The 25,954-nt window shown below is 47.9% G+C and carries 31 protein-coding genes and 1 other RNA gene; 26 read left to right on the forward strand and 6 right to left on the reverse strand.

Annotated elements, in window-relative coordinates:
- The first annotated feature begins 3 nt into the window (after window positions 1–3).
- The 7 genes from ACWJJX_RS08555 to ACWJJX_RS08585 all read left to right on the forward strand — a co-directional run bounded on the left by ACWJJX_RS08555 (window position 4) and on the right by ACWJJX_RS08585 (window position 6,017).
- Window positions 4–921, forward strand: a complete 918-nt coding sequence (locus ACWJJX_RS08555; protein ID WP_454022901.1) for an osmoprotectant ABC transporter substrate-binding protein — start codon at window positions 4–6, stop codon at window positions 919–921.
- Window positions 922–939: 18 nt separating this feature from the next.
- A complete protein-coding gene (locus ACWJJX_RS08560) occupies window positions 940–1,617 on the forward strand; it encodes an ABC transporter permease (RefSeq protein WP_146275511.1) in 678 nt (225 codons plus the stop codon).
- Between the two features lie 110 nt (window positions 1,618–1,727).
- The gene (locus ACWJJX_RS08565; RefSeq protein ID WP_071392291.1) at window positions 1,728–2,441 is read left to right on the forward strand and encodes a lantibiotic protection ABC transporter ATP-binding protein; all 714 of its coding nucleotides are present in this window, start codon (window positions 1,728–1,730) and stop codon (window positions 2,439–2,441) included.
- Entirely contained in the window at window positions 2,438–3,172 is a 735-nt protein-coding gene (locus ACWJJX_RS08570) for a lantibiotic immunity ABC transporter MutE/EpiE family permease subunit (RefSeq protein WP_232213099.1), read from the forward strand. The genes ACWJJX_RS08565 and ACWJJX_RS08570 overlap by 4 nt, the downstream gene beginning before the upstream one ends.
- Window positions 3,169–3,939: a lantibiotic immunity ABC transporter MutG family permease subunit gene (locus ACWJJX_RS08575; RefSeq protein WP_146275509.1), complete on the forward strand. Its 771-nt coding sequence runs from the start codon at window positions 3,169–3,171 to the stop codon at window positions 3,937–3,939. The genes ACWJJX_RS08570 and ACWJJX_RS08575 overlap by 4 nt, the downstream gene beginning before the upstream one ends.
- Window positions 3,940–3,960: 21 nt before the next feature.
- Window positions 3,961–4,623, forward strand: coding sequence for a response regulator transcription factor (locus ACWJJX_RS08580; RefSeq protein ID WP_003151668.1), 663 nt, complete (start codon window positions 3,961–3,963; stop codon window positions 4,621–4,623).
- Entirely contained in the window at window positions 4,614–6,017 is a 1,404-nt protein-coding gene (locus ACWJJX_RS08585) for a sensor histidine kinase (protein ID WP_454022902.1), read from the forward strand. Before ACWJJX_RS08580 ends, ACWJJX_RS08585 begins: the two co-directional genes overlap by 10 nt.
- A gap of 84 nt (window positions 6,018–6,101) precedes the next feature.
- Here the strand turns inward: ACWJJX_RS08585 and ACWJJX_RS08590 are convergent, their stop codons facing one another.
- The 3 genes from ACWJJX_RS08590 to ACWJJX_RS08600 form a co-directional block, all read right to left on the reverse strand.
- A complete protein-coding gene (locus ACWJJX_RS08590; protein WP_003151672.1) occupies window positions 6,102–6,419 on the reverse strand; it encodes a winged helix-turn-helix transcriptional regulator in 318 nt (105 codons plus the stop codon).
- Window positions 6,420–6,500: 81 nt separating this feature from the next.
- Window positions 6,501–6,932: a helix-turn-helix domain-containing protein gene (locus tag ACWJJX_RS08595; RefSeq protein WP_003151674.1), complete on the reverse strand. Its 432-nt coding sequence runs from the start codon at window positions 6,930–6,932 to the stop codon at window positions 6,501–6,503.
- 24 nt (window positions 6,933–6,956) lie between these two features.
- A complete protein-coding gene (locus tag ACWJJX_RS08600) occupies window positions 6,957–7,367 on the reverse strand; it encodes a helix-turn-helix domain-containing protein (protein WP_014418895.1) in 411 nt (136 codons plus the stop codon).
- Window positions 7,368–7,562: 195 nt separating this feature from the next.
- On the opposite strand from ACWJJX_RS08600, the gene ACWJJX_RS08605 reads away from it, so the two are divergent.
- The 6 genes from ACWJJX_RS08605 to ssrA all read left to right on the forward strand — a co-directional run bounded on the left by ACWJJX_RS08605 (window position 7,563) and on the right by ssrA (window position 12,454).
- Window positions 7,563–7,748, forward strand: coding sequence for a helix-turn-helix domain-containing protein (locus ACWJJX_RS08605; protein ID WP_087920807.1), 186 nt, complete (start codon window positions 7,563–7,565; stop codon window positions 7,746–7,748).
- A 123-nt stretch (window positions 7,749–7,871) separates the two neighbouring features.
- Window positions 7,872–8,102: a preprotein translocase subunit SecG gene (secG, locus tag ACWJJX_RS08610; protein ID WP_003151681.1), complete on the forward strand. Its 231-nt coding sequence runs from the start codon at window positions 7,872–7,874 to the stop codon at window positions 8,100–8,102.
- Window positions 8,103–8,220: 118 nt separating this feature from the next.
- On the forward strand, window positions 8,221–8,961 hold the full coding sequence (locus ACWJJX_RS08615) for an alpha/beta hydrolase (RefSeq protein WP_014305833.1): 741 nt from the start codon (window positions 8,221–8,223) through the stop codon (window positions 8,959–8,961).
- Window positions 8,962–8,979: 18 nt separating this feature from the next.
- Window positions 8,980–11,313, forward strand: coding sequence for a ribonuclease R (gene rnr / locus ACWJJX_RS08620; RefSeq protein WP_077722851.1), 2,334 nt, complete (start codon window positions 8,980–8,982; stop codon window positions 11,311–11,313).
- 139 nt (window positions 11,314–11,452) lie between these two features.
- A complete protein-coding gene (smpB, locus tag ACWJJX_RS08625) occupies window positions 11,453–11,923 on the forward strand; it encodes an SsrA-binding protein (RefSeq protein WP_003151688.1) in 471 nt (156 codons plus the stop codon).
- A 168-nt stretch (window positions 11,924–12,091) separates the two neighbouring features.
- Window positions 12,092–12,454, forward strand: a transfer-messenger RNA (tmRNA) gene (ssrA, locus tag ACWJJX_RS08630).
- Between the two features lie 943 nt (window positions 12,455–13,397).
- Here the strand turns inward: ssrA and ACWJJX_RS08635 are convergent.
- Window positions 13,398–14,051, reverse strand: coding sequence for a hypothetical protein (locus ACWJJX_RS08635; protein WP_101562435.1), 654 nt, complete (start codon window positions 14,049–14,051; stop codon window positions 13,398–13,400).
- 177 nt (window positions 14,052–14,228) lie between these two features.
- Between ACWJJX_RS08635 and ACWJJX_RS08640 the strand changes: the two genes are divergently transcribed.
- Entirely contained in the window at window positions 14,229–14,534 is a 306-nt protein-coding gene (locus ACWJJX_RS08640; RefSeq protein WP_146275503.1) for a barstar family protein, read from the forward strand.
- A gap of 114 nt (window positions 14,535–14,648) precedes the next feature.
- The gene (locus ACWJJX_RS08645) at window positions 14,649–15,443 is read left to right on the forward strand and encodes an SDR family NAD(P)-dependent oxidoreductase (protein ID WP_003151697.1); all 795 of its coding nucleotides are present in this window, start codon (window positions 14,649–14,651) and stop codon (window positions 15,441–15,443) included.
- Window positions 15,444–15,481: 38 nt separating this feature from the next.
- On the opposite strand, the gene ACWJJX_RS08650 is transcribed toward ACWJJX_RS08645, so the two are convergent.
- Window positions 15,482–16,372, reverse strand: a complete 891-nt coding sequence (locus ACWJJX_RS08650) for a LysR family transcriptional regulator (RefSeq protein WP_025853843.1) — start codon at window positions 16,370–16,372, stop codon at window positions 15,482–15,484.
- Between the two features lie 151 nt (window positions 16,373–16,523).
- Here ACWJJX_RS08650 and ACWJJX_RS08655 point away from each other — a divergent pair, with 151 nt between their 5' ends.
- From ACWJJX_RS08655 to azoRB, 10 genes are all read left to right on the forward strand, one after another.
- The gene (locus ACWJJX_RS08655; RefSeq protein ID WP_003151702.1) at window positions 16,524–17,063 is read left to right on the forward strand and encodes a GNAT family N-acetyltransferase; all 540 of its coding nucleotides are present in this window, start codon (window positions 16,524–16,526) and stop codon (window positions 17,061–17,063) included.
- Window positions 17,060–17,872 (forward strand): amino acid ABC transporter substrate-binding protein, encoded by an 813-nt coding sequence (locus tag ACWJJX_RS08660; RefSeq protein WP_070082375.1) that lies wholly within the window; start codon window positions 17,060–17,062, stop codon window positions 17,870–17,872. The genes ACWJJX_RS08655 and ACWJJX_RS08660 overlap by 4 nt, the downstream gene beginning before the upstream one ends.
- 25 nt (window positions 17,873–17,897) lie before the next feature.
- A complete protein-coding gene (locus tag ACWJJX_RS08665) occupies window positions 17,898–18,710 on the forward strand; it encodes an amino acid ABC transporter substrate-binding protein (RefSeq protein WP_167860423.1) in 813 nt (270 codons plus the stop codon).
- Between the two features lie 22 nt (window positions 18,711–18,732).
- Window positions 18,733–19,455: an amino acid ABC transporter permease gene (locus tag ACWJJX_RS08670; RefSeq protein WP_025853845.1), complete on the forward strand. Its 723-nt coding sequence runs from the start codon at window positions 18,733–18,735 to the stop codon at window positions 19,453–19,455.
- A gap of 15 nt (window positions 19,456–19,470) precedes the next feature.
- Window positions 19,471–20,178: an amino acid ABC transporter permease gene (locus tag ACWJJX_RS08675; RefSeq protein WP_070082373.1), complete on the forward strand. Its 708-nt coding sequence runs from the start codon at window positions 19,471–19,473 to the stop codon at window positions 20,176–20,178.
- On the forward strand, window positions 20,175–20,954 hold the full coding sequence (locus tag ACWJJX_RS08680; protein WP_025853847.1) for an amino acid ABC transporter ATP-binding protein: 780 nt from the start codon (window positions 20,175–20,177) through the stop codon (window positions 20,952–20,954). Before ACWJJX_RS08675 ends, ACWJJX_RS08680 begins: the two co-directional genes overlap by 4 nt.
- Entirely contained in the window at window positions 20,951–21,958 is a 1,008-nt protein-coding gene (locus ACWJJX_RS08685; protein WP_278071313.1) for an LLM class flavin-dependent oxidoreductase, read from the forward strand. The genes ACWJJX_RS08680 and ACWJJX_RS08685 overlap by 4 nt, the downstream gene beginning before the upstream one ends.
- A gap of 11 nt (window positions 21,959–21,969) precedes the next feature.
- A complete protein-coding gene (locus tag ACWJJX_RS08690; protein ID WP_044052896.1) occupies window positions 21,970–22,257 on the forward strand; it encodes a glutaredoxin family protein in 288 nt (95 codons plus the stop codon).
- Window positions 22,254–23,582, forward strand: coding sequence for an LLM class flavin-dependent oxidoreductase (locus ACWJJX_RS08695; RefSeq protein ID WP_454022903.1), 1,329 nt, complete (start codon window positions 22,254–22,256; stop codon window positions 23,580–23,582). Before ACWJJX_RS08690 ends, ACWJJX_RS08695 begins: the two co-directional genes overlap by 4 nt.
- Window positions 23,583–23,776: 194 nt before the next feature.
- Window positions 23,777–24,412 carry an FMN-dependent NADH-azoreductase AzoRB gene (gene azoRB, locus ACWJJX_RS08700; protein WP_003151719.1) on the forward strand — a complete coding sequence of 212 codons (636 nt, stop codon included), beginning with the start codon at window positions 23,777–23,779 and terminating at the stop codon, window positions 24,410–24,412.
- Between the two features lie 45 nt (window positions 24,413–24,457).
- Here azoRB and ACWJJX_RS08705 read toward each other — a convergent pair whose 3' ends face one another.
- Window positions 24,458–25,498 carry an oxidoreductase gene (locus ACWJJX_RS08705; protein ID WP_044052898.1) on the reverse strand — a complete coding sequence of 347 codons (1,041 nt, stop codon included), beginning with the start codon at window positions 25,496–25,498 and terminating at the stop codon, window positions 24,458–24,460.
- Between the two features lie 138 nt (window positions 25,499–25,636).
- Between ACWJJX_RS08705 and csoR the strand changes: the two genes are divergently transcribed.
- Window positions 25,637–25,942 carry a copper-sensing transcriptional repressor CsoR gene (gene csoR, locus ACWJJX_RS08710; protein WP_013353610.1) on the forward strand — a complete coding sequence of 102 codons (306 nt, stop codon included), beginning with the start codon at window positions 25,637–25,639 and terminating at the stop codon, window positions 25,940–25,942.
- Window positions 25,943–25,954: the final 12 nt, after the last annotated feature.

Raw genomic sequence — 25,954 nt, forward strand, 5'->3', positions numbered from 1 at the left:
CACATGGGGAATAGATGCAAAAAACGGCTGCTCGCAATCACCTGTCTCGGCATGCTGCTCCTTGGGGGATGCTCGCTCCCGGGATTGAGCGCCGCATCGGAGGACACCATTAAAATCGGCGCGCAAAGCATGACCGAATCGGAAATCATCGCAAGCATGCTCGGACAGATGATCGAACATCACAGCGGGTTGAAAACAACGGTTATTAAAAATCTCGGCTCCAATGCCGTACAGCAGCAATCCTTGATCAACGGTGATATTGATATCGCCGCGACGCGCTATACAGGAGACGCGCTGACCGGGACGCTTCGCATGGAGCCGGAAAAAGACCCGGACAAAGCGCTGCGGCTCGTTCAGCGTGAATTTCAAAACAGATATGACATGAAATGGTTTGATTCTTACGGTTTTGATAATACATACGTCTTTACCGTTTCCGGACAGCTTGCCCGAAAGTATCATTTAGAAACGGTATCCGATGTCAAAAAAGAAGCATCCCATCTGAAATTCGGCGTAGATAACTATTGGATGAAGCTGAGAGGCAACGGATATCAGGATTTTATGAAAACATACGGAATGTCATTTGAAGGCACGTATCCAATGCAGATCGGCCTCGTATACGACGCGCTGAAAAGCAGAAAGATGGATATCGCGCTCGCTTATTCCACCGACGGAAGAATCATCGCTTACGGACTGAAAACGCTGAAGGATGATAAGCGGTTCTTTCCTCCGTATGACTGTTCACCCGTCGTTCCGGATCATGTATTAAAAGAGCATCCCGAACTGGAGGGCGTGATCAATCAAATGATCGGCGCGATTGATACAAAGATGATGCAGAAAATGAATTACGAAGTTGACGGCCGATTAAAAGAGCCGTCCGTCGTGGCCAAGGAATATTTAGAAAAACATCATTACTTTGAATAACGGAAAGGAGATGTGCGGATGGACACGATGAAAGAGCTGTTTACGTATTACGCTCAAAACGGCAGCTATGTTCTGTATGAGTGCTGGCGGCACTTTCTCATGTCGGCGTACGGCGTCATTTTCGCCGCCGCTTTCGCCATTCCGGCCGGAATTGTGACAGCCAGGCACGGGCGTCTCGCCGGCTGGGTGTTTGCTGTGGCGAACGTGATTCAAACCGTTCCGGCGCTTGCGATGCTCGCCGTCCTGATGCTTGTCATGGGGCTCGGCGCCAATACGGTCATCACGGCTTTGTTTTTGTATTCACTGCTGCCGATTCTCAGAAATACGCACACGGGCATTATTAATATTGAGCACGCTTATCTCGAGTCGGGAAAAGCGATGGGCATGACGAAATACCAAATCCTTCGTATGGTGGAGCTGCCGCTTGCGCTTTCCGTCATTATGGCGGGTCTCCGAACGGCGCTCGTCATTGCCATCGGCATCACGGCGATCGGCACCTTCGTCGGGGCGGGCGGCCTCGGCGATATGATCGTCAGAGGATCGAACGCGACAAACGGAACCGCCATTATTCTGGCGGGCGCTATCCCGACCGCGCTGATGGCGGTGGCCGCAGACCTGCTGATGGCGTGGCTGGAGCGAGCCCTAAGCCCGGTGAAAAAACAAAAAAGAAAGCTGATCGTACGCTCAGCCTCATGAAAAAAAGCATTCTTCCGCGTGAAGGATGCTTTTTTTGATTTCTTGATTAAATTTTGATAACTGCGCTGTAAAGTCTTACATATCAAATAACAAAGCAGAGGGGTAATCATATGAGCAACATCTTAGAAACGAGACGGCTGCAAAAATCATTCGGCAGACAACAGGCAGTGGCTGATGTGTCTCTATCGGTTAAACGCAACAGTATATACGGCCTGCTCGGTCCGAACGGCGCGGGAAAATCGACGACTCTCAAAATATTGACCGGCATGCTGCAGCAAACATCCGGCGAGGTTCTGTTCGACGGACATACATGGAAGCGCGAAGATTTGAAAAGCATCGGTTCCCTGATTGAAGCGCCGCCGCTTTACAGCAACCTGACAGCCGCTGAAAATCTGAAAGTCCGCTGCGTGATGCTCGGGCTGCCTGATTCAAGAATTGCGGAAGTGCTGGAAATCACGGGATTAACGGGAACCGGAAAAAAGCGCGCCGGACAATTTTCCATGGGAATGAAACAGCGTCTCGGCATTGCGTTAGCATTATTAAACCGTCCGTCGCTCTTAATTCTTGATGAGCCGACAAACGGATTGGACCCAATGGGGATTCAGGATTTGCGGGAATTTATCCGCTCCCTGCCCGGACAGGGAATGACGGTGATTTTATCAAGCCACCTGTTATCAGAAGTCGAGCAGATCGCAGACCATATCGGAATCATCAGTGACGGCGTTTTAGGATATCAGGGAGAAATCAGCCGGGAAGACGATCTGGAGCGGCTGTTTCTGGAGGTAGTCAAATCAACACGGGAGAAAGCGGGGACTGGGAAATGATTCAGTACATGCAGGCGGAACATCTTACATCGAAAAGAACATTTATCAGAAAGCTCATCATTCTTATCCCGCTTCTGAACACGGCTTTTTCTTTTCTGCTGAATGCCGCCTATTTTATGACGGGCACGTTCAATTGGTGGGCGGTTATTTTCATGCCGCTCATGATTGCTCTAATGTGCGGTTTATCTATTAAAAAAGAGAAAAAATCTGCGAATGACCGCGCGGTGTACTCATTGCCGGCAGATTTAAAAAGCATATGGCTCTCAAAAATAAGCTTGATCGCGCTGTATTCACTCCTGTCGCAAATCGTCTTTTTCATCATCATGTTTTTACTTGGCCTTGTATTTCCGGGAATTGCTGCGCTGCAGCTGAAAGGCGTTGAAGCAGGCTTCCTTTTATGGCTGACGACGCTTTGGGAAATCCCATTGTGCTTATGGATTGCCAGACAGTTCGGATTTACGGCAGTCATTCTCGCGAATATGATCGCCGCCTTTGTTTTGGGTATTGTGCCGGCGTCCGGCTCATTGTGGTGGCTGAGTCCGTGGAGCTGGTCAGTCCGGGTGATGTCACCGATTCTCGGGATCCACCCGAACGGAATTCCGCTTCCCGCAAACAGCGGCTTATTAAACGGAAACGTGATCTTTCCGGCTATTATTCTTTCTATTCTTTCTTTTATCGCAATAAGTTTGATTTCCGCAGTGTCTTTTTCAAAAGGGGGAAACCGGTCATGACCGTGCTTTTACGATATATGTGGGCCGATGTATTAAAAATGAAGCGCACGCCGCTCATATGGATGCATGCTGCGGCCCCGGTTTTATGCGCGGGATTTTTCCTGTTGTATATGTATGGAAGGGTTCAGGAGCCTTATATGCTGTACAGTGTGTTTTTCAGCGCGATTGCTGTTTTATACCCTCTAATCATCAGTATTGTCTGCGGCATGTCTGCCTCCGTCGAGGAACAGGCGGGCCATTTTCAGATGATGCTGGCGGTTCCGCATTCGAAAATCGTCAGTTTTGCGGGCAAGCTGCTTCTTCTGCTGCTCTTGAATGTGTTATCGATAGGTCTTGCCATCTGTCTTTATTTGGCGGGGATGAAATTTGTTCTTCACATCAATGACCTCCCGTATCTTCTCTTTTTAAAAGGAGGGGCGTGGCTGATTGCCGGCAGTATTCCGCTCTATATGATGTCTTTTTTTGTCGGCATAAAGTACGGCATGGGACCGTCCGGGCTTTTAGGGGGGGCGGGATTATTAATGGCGGCGCTCATGAATACGGGACTTGGCGATATCATCTGGCGTTTTTTCCCGTGGGCATGGAGCGTGCGGCTTTCAGGCCTTGCAGGACTGCTGCATTTTGACAAAGTCAAAAAAGAGTTCCTCCCTTATGTAAGATACGATATGAGATTCGGAGAAATAATGTTATATTTTTCTATAGTGATATTATGTCTGGCCGGCCTCTATTGGTGCAGAAGATGGGAAGGGCGGCGTTCATATGAATAAAGGCAAGGAGCGATTCGGCCGGTGGCAAACATTTTAGCAATTGATGATGAAAAAGATATTCTCGTTCTGATCAGAAACATTTTACAGCGTGATCAGCATACAGTAACGATTCTGGAAAAAGCGGAAGATCAGTCATTGGATTTTTTTCAAGGCTATGATTTGATTCTTCTTGATGTCATGATGCCCGGAACGGACGGGATTGAACTCTGCCGGCGGATTCGGCCGCTGGTGGACAGCCCGATCCTGTTTTTAACGGCAAAGTCTGACGAAGAATCCATTGTGAAAGGCCTCATGACAGGCGCTGATGATTACATCACAAAGCCGTTCGGCGTACAGGAATTGATGGCAAGGGTAAACGCGCATGTCAGAAGGGAACGGCGGGAAAAGCATCAGACGAAACGGCTGATATCAGGCTTCATGTTTGATTTTGACAATAAAGAAGTATGGATGGATGACCGGAAACTGCCTCTTACGAAAAACGAATATAAAATCGTTGAATTTCTGGCACAGCATAAAAACAGAACATTCTCACGGGAGCAGATTTATGAGGAAGTGTACGGCTTGGACGGCGATGCGCTCTATTCAACCATTACGGAGTTTATCAGAACCATCCGGAAAAAATGTAAAGAACACGGGGCTGATCCGATCAAAACGGTGTGGGGTGTCGGATACAAATGGGAATAGCAAAAGGAAAATCCAGCATCCGCAAAGAGCTTGTCAAATTTACCATCACTTTGTGTCTGAGCACGATGGGGGTGGCGGCATTATGCATCGCCTTAAATGCCATAGCCATGAATGCCGGAGCGATCCTGCCCGCAAACTACAGCGAGCATGAGGCGGAACAGATCAAACCCCGCCTGAAATCAGCGGAAAAGATAACAGAAGACATGATCCCCGCAGGTATGACATACGCCGTTTTTGATAAAAAAACAAAGCGGATGACAAAAGGAACGATGACGGAACAAGATGCGGCCAACGCCAGAAAAAAGATTCAGCATCAGCCGTATTTTAATTATGCTCAAAAAGGATTCATGGTGATAAATCGGAAAGATGAATACGGCGTTCTCCAATATTCACTCAGGTCGGAATTTCAGTCGCCGCTGTTAAGGCGCTATCTGCCGAATTATGAATGGACGGGTCTTACGATTCTGATCACTTTGCTTCTTTTGACCGTTTTTATCGTGACGACGCGTTTCGCCAATCAGCTGAGACGGCATTTCAGCACACTCAGCTCCATTACGGCAAGCATTCAAAAACAGAATTTAAATATCAATCCAAAAAGGTCGCGTATAAAAGAATTTGACGATGTCATTGACTCTCTGCTGAAAATGAAAGACGCGCTTCAGGCATCTCTGGCGGCGCAGTGGGAGGCGGAGCGGATAAAGAAAGAACAGATCGGCGCGCTTGCACATGATATTAAAATTCCGGCAACGATTATTAAAGGAAATGCCGAGCTGCTTCAGTTAACAGAACCTGATGAGGAGCAGGCGGAATATGCGCAGTATATCCTGGATGCCGGAAACAAAATCGAGCATTATGTCGGACAGCTGATCCAGCTTTCCAAAGCGGAGGAGGCAGTTGCCGTTCATGTCGAATATACCGACCTCAAAGAGTGGATTCAAAACATATATCGTGACGCGGCGGCGCTTGCGGGGCCGAAGCAGATGGATATCGTCCTCAGCGAACGGGGAATTGACCGAATAGAAGCGCCGATCGATCATGAGCTGCTCCACAGGGCGGTCATGAATATCGCGGCAAATGCCGTCGACTATACGCCGGAAGGAGGGGAAATCCGTGTGGACGTCCTGTGCACCGATTCCGCCCTCCATCTTGCCGTATCCGACAGCGGAAGCGGGTTCTCGCCGGAGGCGCTGAAAAGAGCGACACAGCTTTTTTACACGGAGGATAAAAGCAGACATTCGGCGGGGCATCACGGCATGGGGCTTACATTCGCCCATCACGTCGTACATCTTCATCACGGCGAATTAATACTTGAAAATCAGGAGTCTGGAGGAGCCCGGGCGGAGATTCGAATTCCGCTGGAAGGCGTCAGACAAAAACAAGCCCTGCACGCCTGAGGGCTTGTTTTTCTGTATAAGAAAAGCAAAAATAAAAACGGCTGTCCGTTTGAGAGATCAGCCGCTTATGCGGAAAAGAGTTTATCAGGAAGGATCAATCCATGTTGAAGACCACTTGGAAATTTCCTCTAAAATAGGGGCTAATGCGCAGCCTTTTTCCGTTAAAGAATACTCAATGCGGACAGGCGTTTCGGGGATAACATCCCGTTTGATGACACCTTCTGTTTCAAGTTCTTTCAGACGTTCTGACAAGACTCTTCCGCTTAAATTCGGAAGCGCCGCTTCAATTTCGCTAAATCGCTGCTGTCCGTTCAATAACTGAAAGACGATTAGAGCCACCCAGCGTTTACTTAGGATGTCGACCGCTTTTTCGAATCTGGGGCACATTTCTGATTGGTTCATGCTTTTTCACCTCGTCTTCTGCTATTATACCGCAAAATCGGAGGGAACGTACGTCTGGCGCTTGTTAAGTTGAGGAGAGGATCAAAAAGAGGATGAGGAATCCGGGGAGCGTTTTTTCGCTTCAGCCGCAATAAAATCAAAGTACTTGCTGACGCTTTCAATATCTTCTTTTGTGAAGTGCTGCCACTTTTTGCTGTCAAACAGCGGCAGATGCTCCGCGCCTCTGTCAACGGCGGTCTGATAGATGGCGCAGATGGATTGATAGCTTTCGGAGGTTTCACGGATTTCCTCCTGAAATGCCTTGATGTGTCCGGCCCGCGCCATTAACTCCTCGTACGGGATTTTTAATGTGTCCGCCAATTTTCTGATGGTCGCGGGTTTAGGAATGCCGCGGTGCCCGTTTTCAATTCTGGAAATGGTCGCCGAGCTGACGCCGGAATAGACGGCAAGCTGATTGACGGTAAGCTTCCGGGCGCGGCGCAGCTCTCTTAATTGCTTTCCGAATGTGTTCAATAAGATCGCCTCACATGTGCAAAGTCATGAGTCTTCATTTGTTCTTTTTTTGGCTTCCGCCGCTAAGAACGCAAAGTATTTATCAAGAAGAACCAAGTCTTCTTTCGACAGGTGCCGCCAGTTCTCCCGCTCCAAAAGGGATAAATCATGCAGCTCATACGTTTCGGCTTTTTCCAGCAAGGTGCAGCCCGTGTCGTACGGGGCTCTCGTTTCCTGGACGGTCTCTATGTATCCCGCCGTCTGCATCAGTTCCTCATACGGGATTTTTAACGCATCTGCGAGCTTTTTAATGGTTGCAGGTTTCGGCACCCCGCGTTTGCCGTTTTCAATCCGCGAGATTCCCGCGGCGCTGACGCCTGAATACGTTGCCAGCTGATTCACTGTCAGATGCCTTTTTTCCCGTAATGTCCGCAATTGTTTCCCGAAGCTTTCCACAGTCTCTCCCCCTCCCGCGGTCTATTTATATTCTAGTATGTTTATTGACTAAAGGGAATAGCCAGGCTGGAAAAGTATTGACAAAAGTTAACAAAAGCCGTATCTTATGTATAAGAAAGAAAGTATTTGACAGAACGGAAGGTGAAGAAAGTGGTCGAAAAGATACAGATCAGAAGAGATTATGTGCTGCAGTATATGGTCAATAATGACTACTCGTTAAACCAGCTCGCCCTGGAGATCGGAATATCTCCCGCCACACTGAGCCGTGTACTGAATGGAGAGCGGAGGCCGGGCCAGCTGGTCATCGGAAAAATGCTCTATTACTTTGACATGAAATTTGAAGATCTTTTTTACTACGACTTTGTTGACAAAAGTCAATGATGATGGAAGATTCAAACGCATTTCCGTTTTTCTGACATGATGTGCACCGATACGGCGTGACATGCCTTTGTTTTTCATGTAAAATAGAAGCAATGTAGGCCAGTCAGTCTGGAGGTGTATGGGATGCACACATTATTGATTACCTTATTGGTTATCGTCAGTATTGCACTTATTATTGTCGTATTGCTTCAAACCAGCAAAAGCGCCGGTTTATCGGGTGCAATTTCAGGCGGGGCGGAGCAGCTTTTCGGAAAACAGAAAGCAAGGGGCCTTGATCTGATTCTTCACCGCACAACCGTTGTGCTGGCAGTCTTGTTTTTCGTGTTGACGATTTCGCTGGCGTATATCGTATAAGGCAATGTTTGTATAAGGTCTGATTTAATATCAGGCCTTTTTCTTGTTGAGAGACGGCGTTTGTTTCTCGCAAAACTGTGGAAAACTAAATTGAATGTGCAAAAAAGGGGTTATGAGCATGAAAATTGTGACACCAAAACCATTTACATTTAAAGGCGGAGACAAAGCGGTGCTTCTGCTGCACGGATTTACGGGAAATACGGCAGACGTCAGAATGCTCGGCCGCTACTTGAATGAGCGCGGCTACACTTGTCACGCGCCTCAATATAAAGGGCACGGCGTTCCGCCGGAAGAGCTGGTACATACGGGACCTGAAGATTGGTGGAAAGACGTCATGGACGGTTATGAGTATTTACGGTCTGAAGGCTATGAAAACATTGCGGCGTGCGGACTGTCGCTTGGCGGGGTTTTTTCATTGAAATTGGGTTACACTGTACCCATAAAGGGAATTGTTCCTATGTGTGCGCCGATGCACATTAAAAGTGAAGAGGTTATGTACGAAGGAGTTCTCTCCTACGCGCGCAATTATAAAAAATTCGAAGGAAAACAGCCGGAGCAGATTGAAAAGGAAATGAAGGAGTTTGAAAAAACGCCGATGAATACGCTCAAATCGCTCCAAGAGCTGATTGCCGATGTGCGCAAAAACGTCGACATGATCTATTCCCCGACATTTGTGGTTCAGGCACGGCATGACCATATGATTAATACAGAAAGTGCGAACATCATTTTCAACGAGGTGGAAACGGACGACAAACAGCTGAAATGGTATGAAGAATCAGGCCATGTCATTACGCTCGATAAAGAACGGGACCTCGTTCATCAGGATGTGTACGAATTTTTAGAGAAACTCGATTGGTAACAAACAGGAGGTCGAATAATGGAAAAAGAAGCGTTTATGGACCGTCTTCTCGCGTTTATGAAGGAAGAGGCGTACAAGCCCCTTACCATTCAGGAACTCGAGGAGATGCTGAACATCAAGGAAGCCGATGAATTTAAAGAGCTGGTAAAAGCGCTGGTGGCGCTCGAGGAGACGGGACAGATCGTCCGCACCAGAAGCAACCGCTACGGGCTTCCGGAAAAAATGAATTTAGTAAAAGGAAAAATTTCCGCGCATGCGAAGGGCTTCGCGTTTCTGCTGCCGGAGGATACCTCTTTAAGCGACGTGTTTATTCCGCCGAACGAGCTGAATACGGCCATGAACGGCGATATTGTCATGGTGCGGCTCAATTCCCAGTCAAGCGGATCGAGACAGGAAGGCACGGTCATCCGCATCCTGGAAAGAAGCATCGACCGCGTCGTGGGCACATACACAGAAACGAAAAGCTTCGGCTTTGTCATCCCGGATGATAAGAAAATCACGAGTGATATTTTTATTCCGAAACATGCCAATAACGGCGCTGCGGAAGGCCATAAAGTCGTCGTCAAACTGACAAGCTACCCTGAAGGCAGAATGAACGCCGAAGGGGAAATCGTTGAAATACTCGGCCATAAAAATGATCCGGGCATCGATATTTTATCCATCATCCATAAGCACGGCCTGCCGGGAGATTTTCCGGCTGAAGCGATGGAGCAGGCAACAAGCACGCCCGATACCATCGATGAAAAAGACATCAAAGACCGCCGTGATCTCCGCGATCAGGTCATCGTCACCATTGACGGCGCCGATGCGAAGGATCTGGATGACGCCGTGACCGTGACAAAGCTTGATAACGGCAGCTACAAGCTCGGCGTTCATATTGCCGACGTCAGCCATTACGTCACGGAGAATTCCCCGATTGACAAAGAAGCGCTGGAAAGAGGGACAAGCGTGTACTTGGTTGACCGGGTCATTCCGATGATCCCGCACAGACTGTCTAACGGAATCTGTTCGTTAAATCCGAAGGTCGACCGGCTGACGCTTTCCTGCGAAATGACAATCAACCAGCAGGGACAGGTGACGGAACACGAGATCTTCCAAAGCGTCATTAAAACGACGGAACGAATGACCTATTCAGATGTCAACCGGATCCTCACAGAAGACGACGCCGAGCTGAAAGAAAGATATGAGCCGCTCGTCCCGATGTTTAAAGACATGGAACGTCTGGCGGAAATTCTCCGGGCGAAACGGATGGACCGCGGCGCCGTGGATTTTGATTTTAAAGAGGCGAAGGTGCTCGTCGATGAGGAAGGCGCCGTAAGAGACGTCGTCATCAGAGAGCGCTCAGTAGCGGAAAAGCTGATTGAAGAATTCATGCTTGTGGCAAACGAAACGGTGGCCGAACACTTCCATTGGATGAACGTGCCGTTTATTTACCGGATTCACGAAGAGCCGAACGCCGAAAAACTGCAAAAGTTTCTGGAGTTCGTGACGACATTCGGTTATATCGTCAAAGGGAAAGCCGGAGACATTCATCCGCGCGCGCTGCAAAGCATTCTTGACGAAGTGCGGGACCGTCCGGAAGAAACGGTGATTTCCACCGTCATGCTCCGTTCCATGAAGCAGGCGAAATACGATCCGCAAAGCTTGGGCCATTTCGGGCTGGCGACTGAATTTTATACGCACTTCACATCGCCGATCCGCCGTTATCCTGACTTAATCGTTCACAGGCTGATCAGAACGTATTTGATCAACGGACAATCGGACGAAGCGACTCAGGAAAAGTGGGCCGAACGCCTTCCGGAAATCGCTGATCATACGTCAACGATGGAACGGCGCGCCGTTGACGCCGAGCGGGAAACGGACGATCTGAAAAAAGCGGAATATATGCTTGATAAAATCGGCGAGGAATTTGACGGCATGATCAGTTCCGTCACGAATTTCGGAATGTTCGTCGAGCTGCCGAATACGATTGAAGGGCTTGTGCACGTCAGCTTTATGACGGATGATTATTACCGTTTTGACGAGCAGCATTTCGCCATGATCGGTGAACGCACGGGCAACGTTTACCGCATCGGAGACGAAATCACGGTCAAAGTCGTCGACGTCAATAAAGATGAGAGAAACATCGACTTTGAAATTGTCGGCATGAAAGGCACCCGCCGTCCGAGAGAAACAACAGGCGACCGCAGAAAACGAGGCAGACCGGCGCGGAAACGCGTGTTAAACAGCAATACCCCGGCTTCACCGCCGAAATCGGAGGAAAAAGGGGAATGGTTTACAAAACCGAAGAAGAAAAAGAAAAAACGCGGTTTCCAAAACGCGCCGAAACAAAAACGCAAAAAGAAGAAGTAAATGCGAAAAGCAAATGGGGCATAATGCTCTGTTTGCTTTCTTTCGCAAGCCGCATTTTCATTGTCGCGGAACGCTCCATTTGCTAAAATAAAGCGTATCGCACACATGAACGGTTTTTACGGAGAGAGGAGGATAAGGCATGCCAAAAGGATCAGGCAAAGTATTATCGCAAAACAAAAAAGCAAATCATGACTACTTTATAGAAGAAACCTATGAAACAGGCATCGTGCTGCAGGGAACGGAGATTAAGTCCATCCGCGCCGGCCGCGTAAACATGAAGGATTCCTTTGCGAAAATCGAGCGCGGCGAAGTGTTCCTCCACAACATGCACATCAGCCCGTACGAGCAGGGAAACCGCTATAACCACGACCCGCTCCGGACGAGAAAGCTTTTGATGCACCGGAAAGAAATCAATAAGCTGATCGGCCTGACGAAAGAGAAAGGCTATTCCCTCGTGCCGCTGAAGCTGTACTTGAAAAACGGCTTCGCCAAAGTATTAATCGGCCTCGGAAAAGGGAAGAAAACATACGATAAACGTGAAGATTTAAAACGAAAAGACGCCAAAAGAGAAATCGAAAGAGCGTTCAGAGACAGACAAAAAGGCTTCTGATGCCTGAGCCTTGATGTGATGATATGCCCTGTGCTATACTGTTCACACATCAGATTCACAGGCTGTTTATTGAAGATATTCCCAATTGAATTTGCCTGTGATCATGGTATAATAACAGTACAGCCAGTTGAGCAAGAGCTTGATAGATCTCCCGTATACCCTTAACAAGGGGACGTTACGGATTCGACAGGGATGGATCGAGCTTGAGCTGCGAGCCGAGAGGCGATCTCGTTAACACGCACCTAAATATAACTGGCAAAACTAAAAGTTTTAACCAAAACTTAGCACTAGCTGCCTAATAAACGCAGCGAGCTCTTCCTGACATTGCCTATGTGTCCGTGAAGAGCACATCCAAGTAGGCTACGCTTGCGTTCCCGTCTGAGAACGTAAGAAGAGACTGACAGACTAGCTCTCGGAAGGCCCGCCCGCAGGCATGAAGACGAGTGAAACACGAAATATGCAGGCTACGCTCGTAGACGCTTAAGTAATCGATGTTTCTGGACGTGGGTTCGACTCCCACCGTCTCCATACATAACGCCGAAACCGCAGTGTTATCAAGGCTTTCAAAGCTTTCGATGGCACTGCGGTAACATTTTGGTAACACTTTTTAAAATTCTTCGTTTTCTCCCTTTGTGCTGAAAGGAAGATAGCTTTCGTGTTAATGCCATACCTCCTCCTATCTAAATTCCTGCCTGTTCATTTTAATTTCTCTTACTACTCATTCAATACTTAAAAAGGATAATCTAAAAGATGTGCTGCTTTTGCTTTATCCTATTATTTTGTATTATCCGTTTGTATAATTTTGGCAAATAAGCTGTCCGGGAAATACAGTAAAGAATAGAGATAAAGCCAACAGAATTACTATGCTCTTTGTTTTAATTGTTTTCAGAATGAAATGAAAGATAGGGATCGAATTGCGGAGTATTTTCTTCAGTCTCGTACATGGACTTCTGTTTAGATTTTAAATGAAATTGTTTAAATTTTTCGGTTTATACTTGAAGTTAGTGAAGAGTATTAGCTATTTCGGGAATTACATACAATATAAACTAGAATTAATTCATGTTATCATTGTTTTATGGGAGGTGACGACATGAGTAAAATGAAGAAGGCTCAATGTACCAACCTAAACGAAAGATTAAGCACTTAACCACCAATAAGTATTTTTGATGAGCATTGAAAAATTTTATAGTAAGGATTGAAAAGATTCAAGAATAGGGAGGGCAGATCATTGTTTTTTAAAACTAGTAGAAATACGGATGAAAAGAGCACTAATATAGCTTTCTATTCTTTATTCATCTATTGGTCAGGTTTTTTATTGATAAATAGTATCCTTGATTTTTTTAACAAGGGTTTAAAGATAAATTCACTTTTGTTATTAATATCAGGCTTAATAGTTTTTTTTGTTAGTGAATTTATATCAAAATGTATCAGAAAAATAAAAAATAAAAAAGTGTGAGCGAAAGCTCACACTTTTTTATTGAGATCTACAACTATATGTATTCGTTGCTCCTGAACCCATTTTTGTAATAATAATGCCCTTTCCTTTAGAATTGCAGGCATTTATAGTACCCATACCTAAAAGCGGTACCGCACCTAACATTAATGTAAGTGCAGTTGGGCTTTTAGCAAAAATTTTAGCTATAGCTGTAGCTGTACCCCAAAATCCACTATTAATTCCAACAGCAGCACTCAATTGTTTTATTTGTGAGTTGCTAATTTTATATTCTTTATAGTTTATAACTCCCATTGTTGTTACAATGTGTTCAACAGGTTTAATAACTTCACTTCTATTTAACTCGTCAATATACTCTTTGAATATGATCAACGCGTCAGTGCCTGTCAAAGAAGCAGATGTTTGATTTTCATAATTTACAATAGTATCATACAGCGTTTTTGCTGCTAAACTCAGTTGACTTATATCTTCTGGAGAATTAGATGATAGATTTTTCATATCCAATTTTTCATCTAATTCATTGATAGCATCAACTAATACTGCAGTGTTTTTTACATCTTTTCCAGGTACAGTTATCGTGTCATCTTCTGACGTTTTCACGGTGGCTAAAGTGCTAATAGGAAAAATGCTAAATAAAAGCACTAGCGATAATAGAAAAACAAAAGATTTTTTCATCTATAACCCTCCTCATAAGATTCAATTAAATTCTACCAATAATAAATAATACAGTAAATAACTAGAATATTAATTTCTCCTTAACAAGTGTGAGGTGAGTTATAATAACGGGTCGAAGGTAATGGATCAAGGTGTATCCTGCTAAATATAATTCGAAGAAAAAAGGAGTCCATGTGAATGATAGTCGTCATCATAGACGGAAAAGATGTTACAAGCACAGAAGCATTACACCGAATCTTAAAAGATCAATTAGATTTCCCGGACTTTTATGGTGAAAATCTGAACGCCTTATGGGATTGTCTGACAGGCTGGATAGAATATCCGCTGACTTTGGTGTGGAAGAATTTTGAGATCAGTCAGAAGGAATTGGGTTCGGATGCTGATGATGTATTAAGGATATTAAAAAAGGCTCAGGCAGAATTAGATGGTGAGTTTTTCATTCAAATTGATCAGCCGTCAGCCGGGACAACGGACAGGCACTAAAAAGTGCGTACTTCCCCTCATCCATTTTTCTATCCGATAATAGGGACGGAAGGTTTCAGGCTTTCGATTTCTGTCCATATATAAGAAGAGACTTGCGATAGGGAGGAATGGATGATGGACTTGCAGTTAAAAGGGAAGACGGCGCTTGTGACGGGATCTACGTCAGGCATCGGGAAGGCGATTGCGGCTTCGCTGATTGCAGAAGGTGCGGCCGTGATCATTAACGGCCGCCGTGAAGAAAAGGTGAACGAAACGATCCGGGAACTAGAGAAACAGACGCCGGATGCCCGTCTCTATCCGGCCGCATTTGATTTAGGCACGGCGGAAGGATGCGGCGCGATTTTTCAGCAGTATCCGGATGTGGATATTCTCGTCAACAATTTAGGAATCTTTGAACCTGCGGAATACTTTGATATTCCTGACGAAGAGTGGCTCCGGTTTTTCGAGGTGAATATCATGAGCGGCGTGCGGCTGACACGCCGGTATGCAAAGCGGATGATTGAGCGGAAGGAAGGACGGGTGATCTTTATCGCGAGTGAAGCGGCCGTCATGCCTTCTCAGGAAATGGCTCATTACAGCGCTACGAAAACAACGCAGCTGTCGCTGTCACGCAGTCTGGCCGAGCTCACGGAAGGGACGAATGTGACGGTGAATACGGTCATGCCCGGCTCCACGAAAACAGAGGGCGTCGAAACAATGCTGGAGTCGCTTTATCCCGGTGAAAACCTGACAGTGGCTGAAGCGGAGAGACGATTTATGAAGGAAAATCGTCCGACGTCGATCATTCAGCGATTGATCCGTCCGGAAGAGATCGCTCATTTTGTCGCCTTTTTAAGCAGCCCGCTGTCGTCTGCCATTAACGGATCTGCATTGCGGATCGACGGCGGCTTGGTGCGGAGCATTATATAAGATGAACATACAAAAACCCCCGTAAAGCGGGGGTTTTTTTAATGCGGATCACGCTGAAACCGGCTGATGATCCTGCTGATTAAATCTTTTGTGGCACAGTCAAAATGCTCTTCTTTTTGGTTTGTCAACAGCCCGACCGGCGGTGAAATTGTTAAGTTATGGATCGGAATGACCTTCGTGCCCTCGATCGGCTCTGAATGCGCCGTCGCCGTAAAGATTGAGACGCCGATATTTTCCCTGACATAGTATTGGTGAGCCATGCTGCTGGTCAGCTCCATTTTTCGATAGCTGCTGCCGATGGCCCGCTGCAGGTGCTGTTCAATTTGAATCCGGATCGGGCAATTGGCGGGCGTAAAAATCAGGCATTCATTTTCTAAATCTTCGAGATTAACGCTTGCTTTGGCGGCAAGGGGATGTCTGTTGGACACGATGACATTGAGCGAGTCATGGAAAAACGGATCAAAGTAATTTTCCAGAATCAGCTCCGGCTCGCCGCATACCGCAAAATCAATGGCGCCCTCCAGCAGTTTGCGGCTGCATGTATTGGCATCATCCACGCTGACATTGACCGACATGTCCGGATAATCATTTAAGAAACCCCGCAGCACGGCAGGGAAGATCAGGCTTGCCGTCGGTTCGGATATGCCGATCTGAATAAGGCCGGCCTGGCCCTGTCTGATATCGGCCAGAGTATGGTCAAGCACCTCGTATTGCGCGAGAAGCTGCCCGGCCCGCTCATGAAACAGCCGCCCCGCCCTTGTCAGCTTCAGCTTCTTTCCACGTTCAAACAGCTGCGCGCCTACATCCTGTTCCAGCTGTTTAATCCGCATTGAAATCGTCGGCTGTGAGTAGTTCAGAATTTCTGCGGCCTTATAAAAGCTGCCTGACTGTACGATGGTATGAAACGTTTTAATGGTGCGTAATTCCAACGAAATCCCCTCCCGGCTGTTCATTAATTTTCTTGAACCTTTCCTTTACTTTTTTTGATTAGTCAAATAAATCAGTTTGCTTTATAGTATAAACAATCAAAGCTTAGTAAACAAATTGGAATTATATATTTTTGCGGGGAGAGTGACCGGAATGAGTGAAGACATATTTCGATTGGCTGAGAAAAAGGATGCGCCGGAGTTTTTAGAGCTGCTGTACAGCGCGTTTCAGCCGATCCGCAATTTGGAGATTGACTGGCCGTCGGCGCGGGCCGACATCGATATGGTAACGGAAAATATTGAAAATCATTCAGCCGTCGTGCTCGAACGGGACGGACGGCTTCTTTCAACCATTACGATCCGTTTTCCGTGGGAGAGTGACACGCCTCCGTCAAAATATCCGTTTGTCTGGTGGTTTGCGACGCTTCCTGAGCTGAAGGGGCAGGGTATCGGCAGCAAACTTTTGACTTATGTGGAGGAACATGTGCTGCGGGATACGCTGAAGGCCCCGGCCATCACGCTCGGCACTTCGGCGCGCAAGCATCCCTGGCTTGTAGATATGTACAGACGGAGGGGATATGAAGTGTATTTTGAGCAGGAGAAAGACGGAGACATCGGAGTCATGATGAGAAAGGTGCTCATACCGGAGCGGTTTGACGCGTCGCTGTTAGGCACACCGAGCTGGGCGCAATGATAAAAAAACGGATCAGAGCCGGCTGTCTGCTTCTGCTGCTCGGCGTGCTGGCCGGGTGCGGGCAAGGAGAAAGCACGAAAGCGGGGAGCGGCGTGCAGACCGTTATCGTCGGCACGGGAACTGATTTTCCGAACATTGCTTTTATGGATGAAAAAGGCGAGCTGACCGGCTATGACATTGAAGTGATGAAAGCCATTGATGAACAGCTGCCGCAATACAAATTTGTCTTTAAGACGATGGATTTTTCGAATCTGCTTACAAGTCTCGGAAACCGGAAAATTGACGTGATCGCGCACAATATGGCGAAAAACAAGGAACGGGAGAAACGCTTTTTGTATCACAAAATCCCGTATAACTACTCGCCGATGTACATTACGGTGAAGGCGGATAATGACGCGATACACACGCTCCGGGATTTAAAAGGGAAAACCGTCATCGTCGGCGCGACGTCAAATGCGGCGGATTATATGACGGCATACAACAAGTCCCACGGCAGCCCGATACACTTGAAATACGCCGGGCAGGGCGGCAATGATACAGCGAACCAAATGGAGACAGGACGTGCTGACGCCACCGTATCCACGCCGTTTGCCGTCGATTTTCAAAATAAGACGCACGCGTTCAAACAAAAGACGGTCGGTGATGTGCTGCTCGATACCGAGGTGTATTTTATGTTCAATAAAAACAGCCAAACCCTGGCGGACGATACGGATCGGGCGATTCAAAAGCTTGAGAAGGACGGCACATTGAAAAGGCTGAGTGAAAAATGGCTCGGCGCGGATTATTCAAAATCAAGTTTCACGAAATAATTGAAGCAGAAAACGGGGCGATCACATGAAAATAAGACTGGCGGTCATGTCATTAACAATTGCGGCAATGGCGGCGTTATCAGCCTGCGGCGCGGGCGGGGAGGCGGCATCAGGCAATCAGAAAAACGTGAAGAACATTACGGTCGGCACCGGCACTCAATTTCCGAATATTTGCTTTATTGATGATAAAGGCAAATTGACGGGCTATGACGTTGAGCTGGTGAAAGAGCTTGACAGGCGCCTGCCGGACTATCGATTCACCTTTAAAACGATGGATTTCTCCAACCTGCTTGTCAGCCTCGGCCAGCATAAAGTCGATATCGTGGCTCATCAAATGGAGAAAAGCGCCGAACGGGAGAAAAAATTTCTGTTCAATCAAGTCGCGTATAACAACTTCCCGCTGAAAATCACGGTGCTCCAAGATAACGGGGACATTCACGGCATTGATGACTTGAAAGGAAAGCGGGTCATTACAAGTCCGACGTCAAACGGCGCGCTTGTGCTGAAAAAATGGAATGAAAAACACGGCAGTCCGTTTGAAATCGCCTATGCCGGCCAAGGTTCAAACGATGCGGCCAATCAGCTGAAATCCGGCCGCGCCGATGCAACGATTTCCACGCCGTTTGCTGTCGATTTTCAAAACAAAACGAGCGCAATCAAAGAAAAAACGGTCGGCGGAGTGCTGTCAAATGCCAAAGTGTTCTTTATGTTTAACAAAAATGAACAAACGCTGAGCGATGACATTGATAAAGCGCTCAAGGAAATCATTGATGACGGCACGCTTAAAAAGCTGAGTGAAAAGTGGCTCGGCGCGGATTATTCAAAGGAGCAATATTAAGTGAAAAAGAGAGGGACCGGCAATGGAAAAAGCGTTTGATATCAGTATGATCGCCTCCTTTGTGCCGACATTGCTCGGGTATTTGCCCGTCACGCTGTATATATTGGCGGTGTCTTTGCTGTTCGGCTTTCTATTGGGGCTGCTTTTGGCGCTGCCCCGCATCTATCGCATTCCCGTTTTGAATCAGTTTGCGAAGCTGTATATCTCTTTTTTCAGAGGAACGCCCATCATGGTGCAGCTGTTCATTGTATTTTACGGCATTCCGGCACTCACGGCGCTCGCCGGAATTGATACCTCTAAAATGGACCCTTTGTATGCGGCCATCGCCACGTACGCGCTGAGCAGCGCGGCAAGAGCGGCCGAAATCATCAGGGGAGGTGTGAACAGCGTCGGCCGCGGGCAGGCGGAGGCGGCGTTCAGCATCGGGCTGAACGGGGGGCAGACATTCCGGCGCATCATTCTGCCGCAGGCGCTTGTGCAGGCCTTTCCCAACATCGGGAATATGGTGATCGGTTTCTTAAAAGATACATCACTCGCTTTTTCGATCGGGGTGATGGATATGTCGGGCAGAGGACAGACCTTGATTACATCGAGCAATCATTCTCTTGAAGTGTATATCTCGCTGTCTGTTCTGTATTACGCGGCCGCCCTTTTATTTGAATGTGTCTTCAGATGGGCCGAAAAACGAATCAAGAAAGATGAGACGCGCCTTGTGACGGTTTTTGACATGAGTGCGCACGGCTGAAAAGGAGGGAGAACAGTGGAGCTGGACATTCCATTTATCGGCACTGCGATAAAACAAATGTTGAAAACCGTTCCGCTTACATTGGCGATGACGGTCATTCCGATTATTGCCGGATTTTTCATAGCTCTCGGCAATATCACGGTGCGTATATTCCGCATCAAATGGCTGCTGGCCTGCTCAGCGTTTTACGTGTCTTTTTTCCGCAGCACCCCGGCGATTCTCCATATCATGCTGATTTATTTAGGGGTTCCGCTGATTGCCGAACAATTCAGCCGCGCGTTTCATCTCGGCTGGTCGGCCAATCAGATTCCGGTCGCCGTGTTTGTCATCATGGCACTGTCATTAACGGCAGGCGCTTATATGACGGAAATTCTCCGATCCGGGATCATGGCCGTCGATACGGGGCAGGCGGAGGCGGCATATTCAATCGGTCTGACGCGGGGCCAGATGATTCGGCGCGTAATTCTGCCGCAGGCGTTCATGATATCGCTGCCGAACTTCACCAATATAGGCATCGGCTTTTTGCATACCACTTCCATCGCGGCAATTGTTGCAGTGCCTGAAATTACAGGAACGGCGACGATTGCGGCATCCGATAACTATGCGTTTCTGGAAGCATTTATCGGGGCGGCCGTGATTTATTGGGGATTAACGCTGATTCTCGAAGCAGTAAACAGTCTGGCGGAAAAAAGAGCGGCCAGATATCAAGGAGGCGCATTATGATCGAAATCCGAAACATTCAGAAACATTTTGGCAGTCATCACGTGTTAAAGGGGATCAATTTAAGTGTCCGGAAAGGAGAAGTCGTGACGATCATCGGTCCGAGCGGTTCCGGGAAAACCACTTTTCTGCGCTGCCTTAATTTGCTTGAGCGGCCGGATGAGGGCGCCATTTCGCTGCACGGTGAAGTCATTAACTGCAAAAAGCCTGCCAAAAAAGACATTCTCAGACTGAGGAAACAGACGGCGATGGTTTTTCAGCAATATCATTTGTTTTCGCATAAAACGGCGATTCAAAATGTCATGGAAGGCCTGACGGTCGCAAGGAAAATGAAAAAATCAGATGCGTACGCCATTGCCGAGCGGGAACTGGCCAAGGTGGGGCTTCAGGATAAATTGCATGCCTATCCGAATCAGCTGTCGGGAGGACAAAAGCAGCGGGTCGGGATTGCCCGGGCGCTTGCCATTCATCCTGATGTGATGCTGTTTGATGAACCGACCGCAGCCCTTGATCCGGAGCTTGTCGGCGAGGTGCTTGAGGTGATGCTTAACATTGTGCGGACCGGCGCCACCATGATCATTGTCACACATGAGATGGAATTCGCCAGAAGAGTGTCCGACCAAATTGTGTTTATGGATGAAGGAGCAATCGTGGAACAAGGAACGCCTGAGGAAGTTTTTCACAAGACGAAAAAAGAAAGAACGAAGAAGTTCCTCCGCCGCGTGCTGCCTGATTACGGTTATGACATAAAAGAGCGCATAAAGGAGCCTGTCGTATGATTCGTTTAAGCATTTTAGACCAAAGTGTCACCTCGGAAAACCAAACCGCAGAAGAAGCCTTGCGGCAAACGGTGAGATTGGCTCAGGAGGCCGAACAATACGGATATGACCGTTTCTGGGCGGCGGAGCATCATAACAATGAAGAGATAGCGGGATCAGCGCCGGAAATTGTTCTGGGGTATCTTGCCGCAAGCACGAAAAAAATCCGTCTCGCATCCGGCGGGGTGATGCTGCAGCATTACAGTCCTTATAAAGTGGCGGAGCAGTTCCGGGTTCTGTCCGCCCTTGCTCCCGGCCGTGTGGCGCTCGGTGTCGGCAAAGCGCCCGGCGGATTTCAGCTGTCAACCGATGCGCTGCAGCGGGAGCTTATCCAGCCCGCCCGTTTGTTTGAAGAAAAGCTTGAGGAGCTGACTCATTTCATCCGAAATGATTTTCCGGACTCGCACCGCTACGCGTCATTGCGGCCGACGCCGCATACTGAGTATGCGCCTGACATCTTTTTACTCGGCGGCAGCGCGGAAAGCGCGATATCCGCGGCCAAACTCGGCATTTCCTTCGTTTTCGCCTATTTCATAAACGGTGAAGAGGCTGCGTTAGAAAAAGCGCGCCACGCCTTTGACGAGCATCTGCCGAAAGGATCGAAGGCGGAATTTCACCTTGCGCCGATGGTATTTACCGCACATACAAAAGCAGAAGCGGAAAAACACGTCGTATCGCGTGAGTCGGTCAAAATCATTCTCGAAGACGGCAAAAAGGTGAATGTCGGTTCCCGGGAACAAGCGGAAGCGTTTCTTGAACAAGTCACGCAGCCATATAAGCTGATCACACAAAAGACGGGTGTGATTGCCGGGACAAAAGAAGAGACCGCCGCCGAGCTGCGACGATTATCCGTTCAATACAGCATTACCGATTTTGTGATTTTGTCGCCTATCAAAAACGCTGAGGAAAAACGATTGTCTTACCGGCTGTTAAGCGAAGCGGTGCAGCCGGCCCCACAATTATAGGAGGGATGAACATGAGTCATGAAGTAAACGTAGTGGTCTGGAGCAAACAGGGCTGCTCCTATTGTGATGAAGTGAAAGGATATTTGCGGGAAAAAGCCGTGGCATACGAAACAATTGATGTGACAGAGCGGGACGAATTGCGTGACGTGCTGCAGACGAAGTACGGCATCCGTCATGTTCCCGTCGTTGAAATCGGCAGCGGTGACAGCCGTGTGTATCAGGCCGTTACTCAAGTCGGCATTGAACATGTAGAACGGGCGCTTGCCGATTACGAGGGGAAAAAGGGGGTGAGAAAATGAGCCGGACGGATCTAATTCAATTCGGAGTCATGATTCACGGTGTCGGCGGCACAACGGACGGCTGGCGTCATCCCGACGCCGATCCGACAGCAAGCACGAATGCGGCGTTTTACAGGCAAAAAGCGCAGACTGCTGAAAGAGGGCTGTTCAGCTTTGCTTTTATTGCGGACGGCTTGTTCATTTCTGAAAAGTCCATCCCGCATTTCTTAAATCGGTTTGAGCCGATCACTATTTTATCGGCGCTTGCCGCCTCTACAACCCATCTTGGTTTAATCGGCACATTTTCCACCTCGTTCACTGAGCCGTTTACCATCGCAAGACAGCTGATGTCTCTTGACCATATCAGCGGCGGCAGGGCGGGCTGGAATCTCGTCACCTCTCCGCAGGCGGGAGCCGCGCGCAATCACAGCAAAGAAAGCCTTCCCGATCACAGCCGGCGCTACGCCATCGCCCAGGAACATGTGGACGTGGTGCGCGGTCTGTGGAATTCCTGGGAAGAAGATGCCTTCGTCCGCAATAAAGAAACCGGGCAGTTTTTTGACCCTGACAAACTGCATCGCCTGTATCACAAAGGCGAGTATTTTCAAGTGGAGGGCCCGCTGAATATCGGCCGGTCCAAACAGGGAGAGCCGGTCGTTTTCCAAGCGGGGTCTTCAGAAACCGGCCGGTCGTTTGCCGCGAGGAATGCAGATGCAGTCTTTACGCACTCCAATTCACTTGAGGAAACGAAAGCTTTTTATGATGATGTGAAGAAGCGGGGGGCGGATTACGGCCGGGACGCTTCCAAGCTGCGGATCTTTCCGGGAATCAGTCCGATTATAGCCGGCTCACAAGAAGAAGCGGAAGCGAAATATCAGGAATTCGCCGAGCTGATTCCGATAGAGAACGCCGTTAAATATGTGGCCAGATTTTTTGACGATTATGATCTGAGCCGTTTTCCGCTGGATGAGCCGTTTCCTGATTTGGGCGACGTCGGGAAAAACGCGTTTCAAAGCACGACAGACCGTATCAAAAGAGAGGCGAAAGCCAGGAATCTTACGCTGCGTCAAGTGGCGCGCGAAGCCGCGTTTCCGCGAACCAACTTTATCGGGACACCGGAACGTGTGGCATCATTAATTGAAACATGGTTTCAGCGGGAAGCGGCGGACGGGTTTATCATTCACTCTGACATCCCGGGCATGCTTGAAGCCTTTGTAGATCAAGTCATACCGATCCTTCAGGAAAAGGGGCTGTACCGAAAAAGCTATCCGGCGGATACACTGCGGGGGAATCTCGGATTGGATATTCCGGTCTGCAAACCAAATCCGATTTTGAGCAGAAACTAAATGTTTCTGCTTTTTCTGCTGCTTGCCATTCCCGTCATTACAGCCTTTTTTAAAAAATATACTGATTTCGAGATATTATTGTTGCGAAAAGAATTTTTTGTAACTATAATTATTACAGAACTGATCAGTATAAAAAAACATTCATATTTCATAATAAATGTGTGTGTAATTTGAAAACGAAAGGGCTGTTAACAATGGCAAAAGTACTTTATATCACTGCTCATCCTCATGATGAAAAGACATCTTACAGCATGGCGACAGGAAAAGCGTTTATCGATTCTTATAAAGAATCAAACCCGAATGATGAGGTTGTACATATCGACCTTTACAAAGAGAACATTCCTCATATCGATGCGGATGTATTCAGCGGCTGGGGAAAACTTCAATCCGGCACAGGTTTTGAAGAGCTTTCTGAAAACGAAAAAGCGAAAGTCGGCCGTCTGAACGAGCTGAGCGATCAATTCGCGTCAGCTGACAAATACGTATTCGTCACACCGCTTTGGAACTTCTCATTCCCGCCTGTTATGAAAGCGTACCTTGATTCTGTGGCTGTAGCCGGAAAATCATTCAAATATACAGAGCAAGGCCCGATCGGCCTGTTGACTGACAAAAAAGCGCTCCACATTCAGGCGCGCGGAGGCTATTACTCTGAAGGCCCGGCGGCTGACATGGAAATGGGCCACCGTTACATCGGCATCATGATGAACTTCTTCGGCGTTCCTTCTTTTGACGGTTTAATCGTTGAAGGCCATAATGCTGAACCGAATAAAGCACAGCAAATTAAAGAAGATGCGATTGCCCGCGCGAAAGAAGCCGGAAAATCATTCTGATCTTTAAAAAAACCTCCCCGCCGTCGGCAGGGAGGTTTTTTTATATTAAAGGGCAATCGTCCGTTTTTGCTCGCTGCTTTTCATCGCCGCTTCAATGACACGGATGACATCGATGCCTTCTTTTGCCGTAACGGGAAGCTGTTTTCCGTTTAAGATGCTGTCCGCCAGCAGTTTGTAGTACGTAAGGTAAGAGCCGTTCTCAGAGGGGATTGTTTCTGTATGCCTTTTTTCATCCGCTGCGATTGTCAGCTCTCCGAAGTTGTCAGGGTCATCGGCCCCCCAGCTGTCGTCAATCGGCTTTTGGCCGGCTGAAAGCGCCTCTTCCTGTCCGTCCTTTCCGTATTTGATAAAGCTTGCATTCCGTCCGTGAATCTGATAGCGCGGGCCGTTTGCCGCATTCATGGAGCCGGATTGAAGAATGACCTGAAGTTTGCCGTAATGGAGCGCGGCCAGAAAATAATCGACGGTTTCACTGTTGTCCCGCTGTTTCATCACATGTGCCGTGACGGATTCCGGCATTCCGAAAAGCAGGAGTGTCTGGTCAATAATATGTGAACCGAGATCATACAGCGTTCCCGTGGCGGGTCCGCTTTTTTCGCGCCATCTTTCTTGGACAACCGGATTGTACAGATCGTAGTTGACTTGATATGTATGAATGTCTTGAAGCGCCCCGTCCCGAATCAGCTTTTGTATCGTTAAAAAGTCATTGTCCCACCGCCGGTTGTGGTACACGCTCAGTAAGACGCCTTTATTTTCAGCCGTTCTTCTCAGCTCCTCCGCTTCTGCTGAAGTCGCCGTCATCGGTTTTTCCACGACGGTGTGTTTTCCCGCCAGGAGACATTTCATCGCTGATTCATAATGCATTCCGCTCGGTGTCGTAACGATGACGAGATCAATGTCAGGATCACCGGTAATGTCTTCAATCGCGCGCACGGCTTCAGCCCCCGGCAGATCACGTTTGACCTCCTCCGTTCTGGAGGTCATGACTTTTTTGATCTGATAATCATCAAGGACGTCCAAAAGCGGCGCATGAAAGACTTTCCCGGACAAACCATATCCCAATATGCCAACCTGTATCGTTTTCAATGAACTTCCCCCTCATGATATGTGATAACAATATATACCCCGCGGGTGTACTGGTAAAACTTGTGTGTTGAAAATTTTTTACACCGGATTTTCAAGTCTGTATAATGAAGGTAACGAAGAACAAAACCGAGGTGGAAAATGGACAAACATACCGAGCATCAATCGTTAAATCATAAAAGCGCCAAAGAAAAAGACCAGATTCTGAACCGGCTGAAACGGATTGAAGGCCAAGTCAGGGGCATTCAGAATATGGTGGAAAACGAACGATACTGCGTGGATATTCTCGTGCAGATTTCAGCCGTACAGGCGGCCATGCAGAAAGTCGCGTTTCATCTGCTGGAAGATCACGCCCATCACTGCGTAGCCGGCGCCATTGAGAGCGGAAACGGGGAGCAGGCGATTGCCGAGCTGCTTGATGTTGTGAAAAAAATCGCGAAATCGTAAAATAAAATGTTT

Source organism: Bacillus sp. YH3-2-B2 (assembly GCF_053663335.1).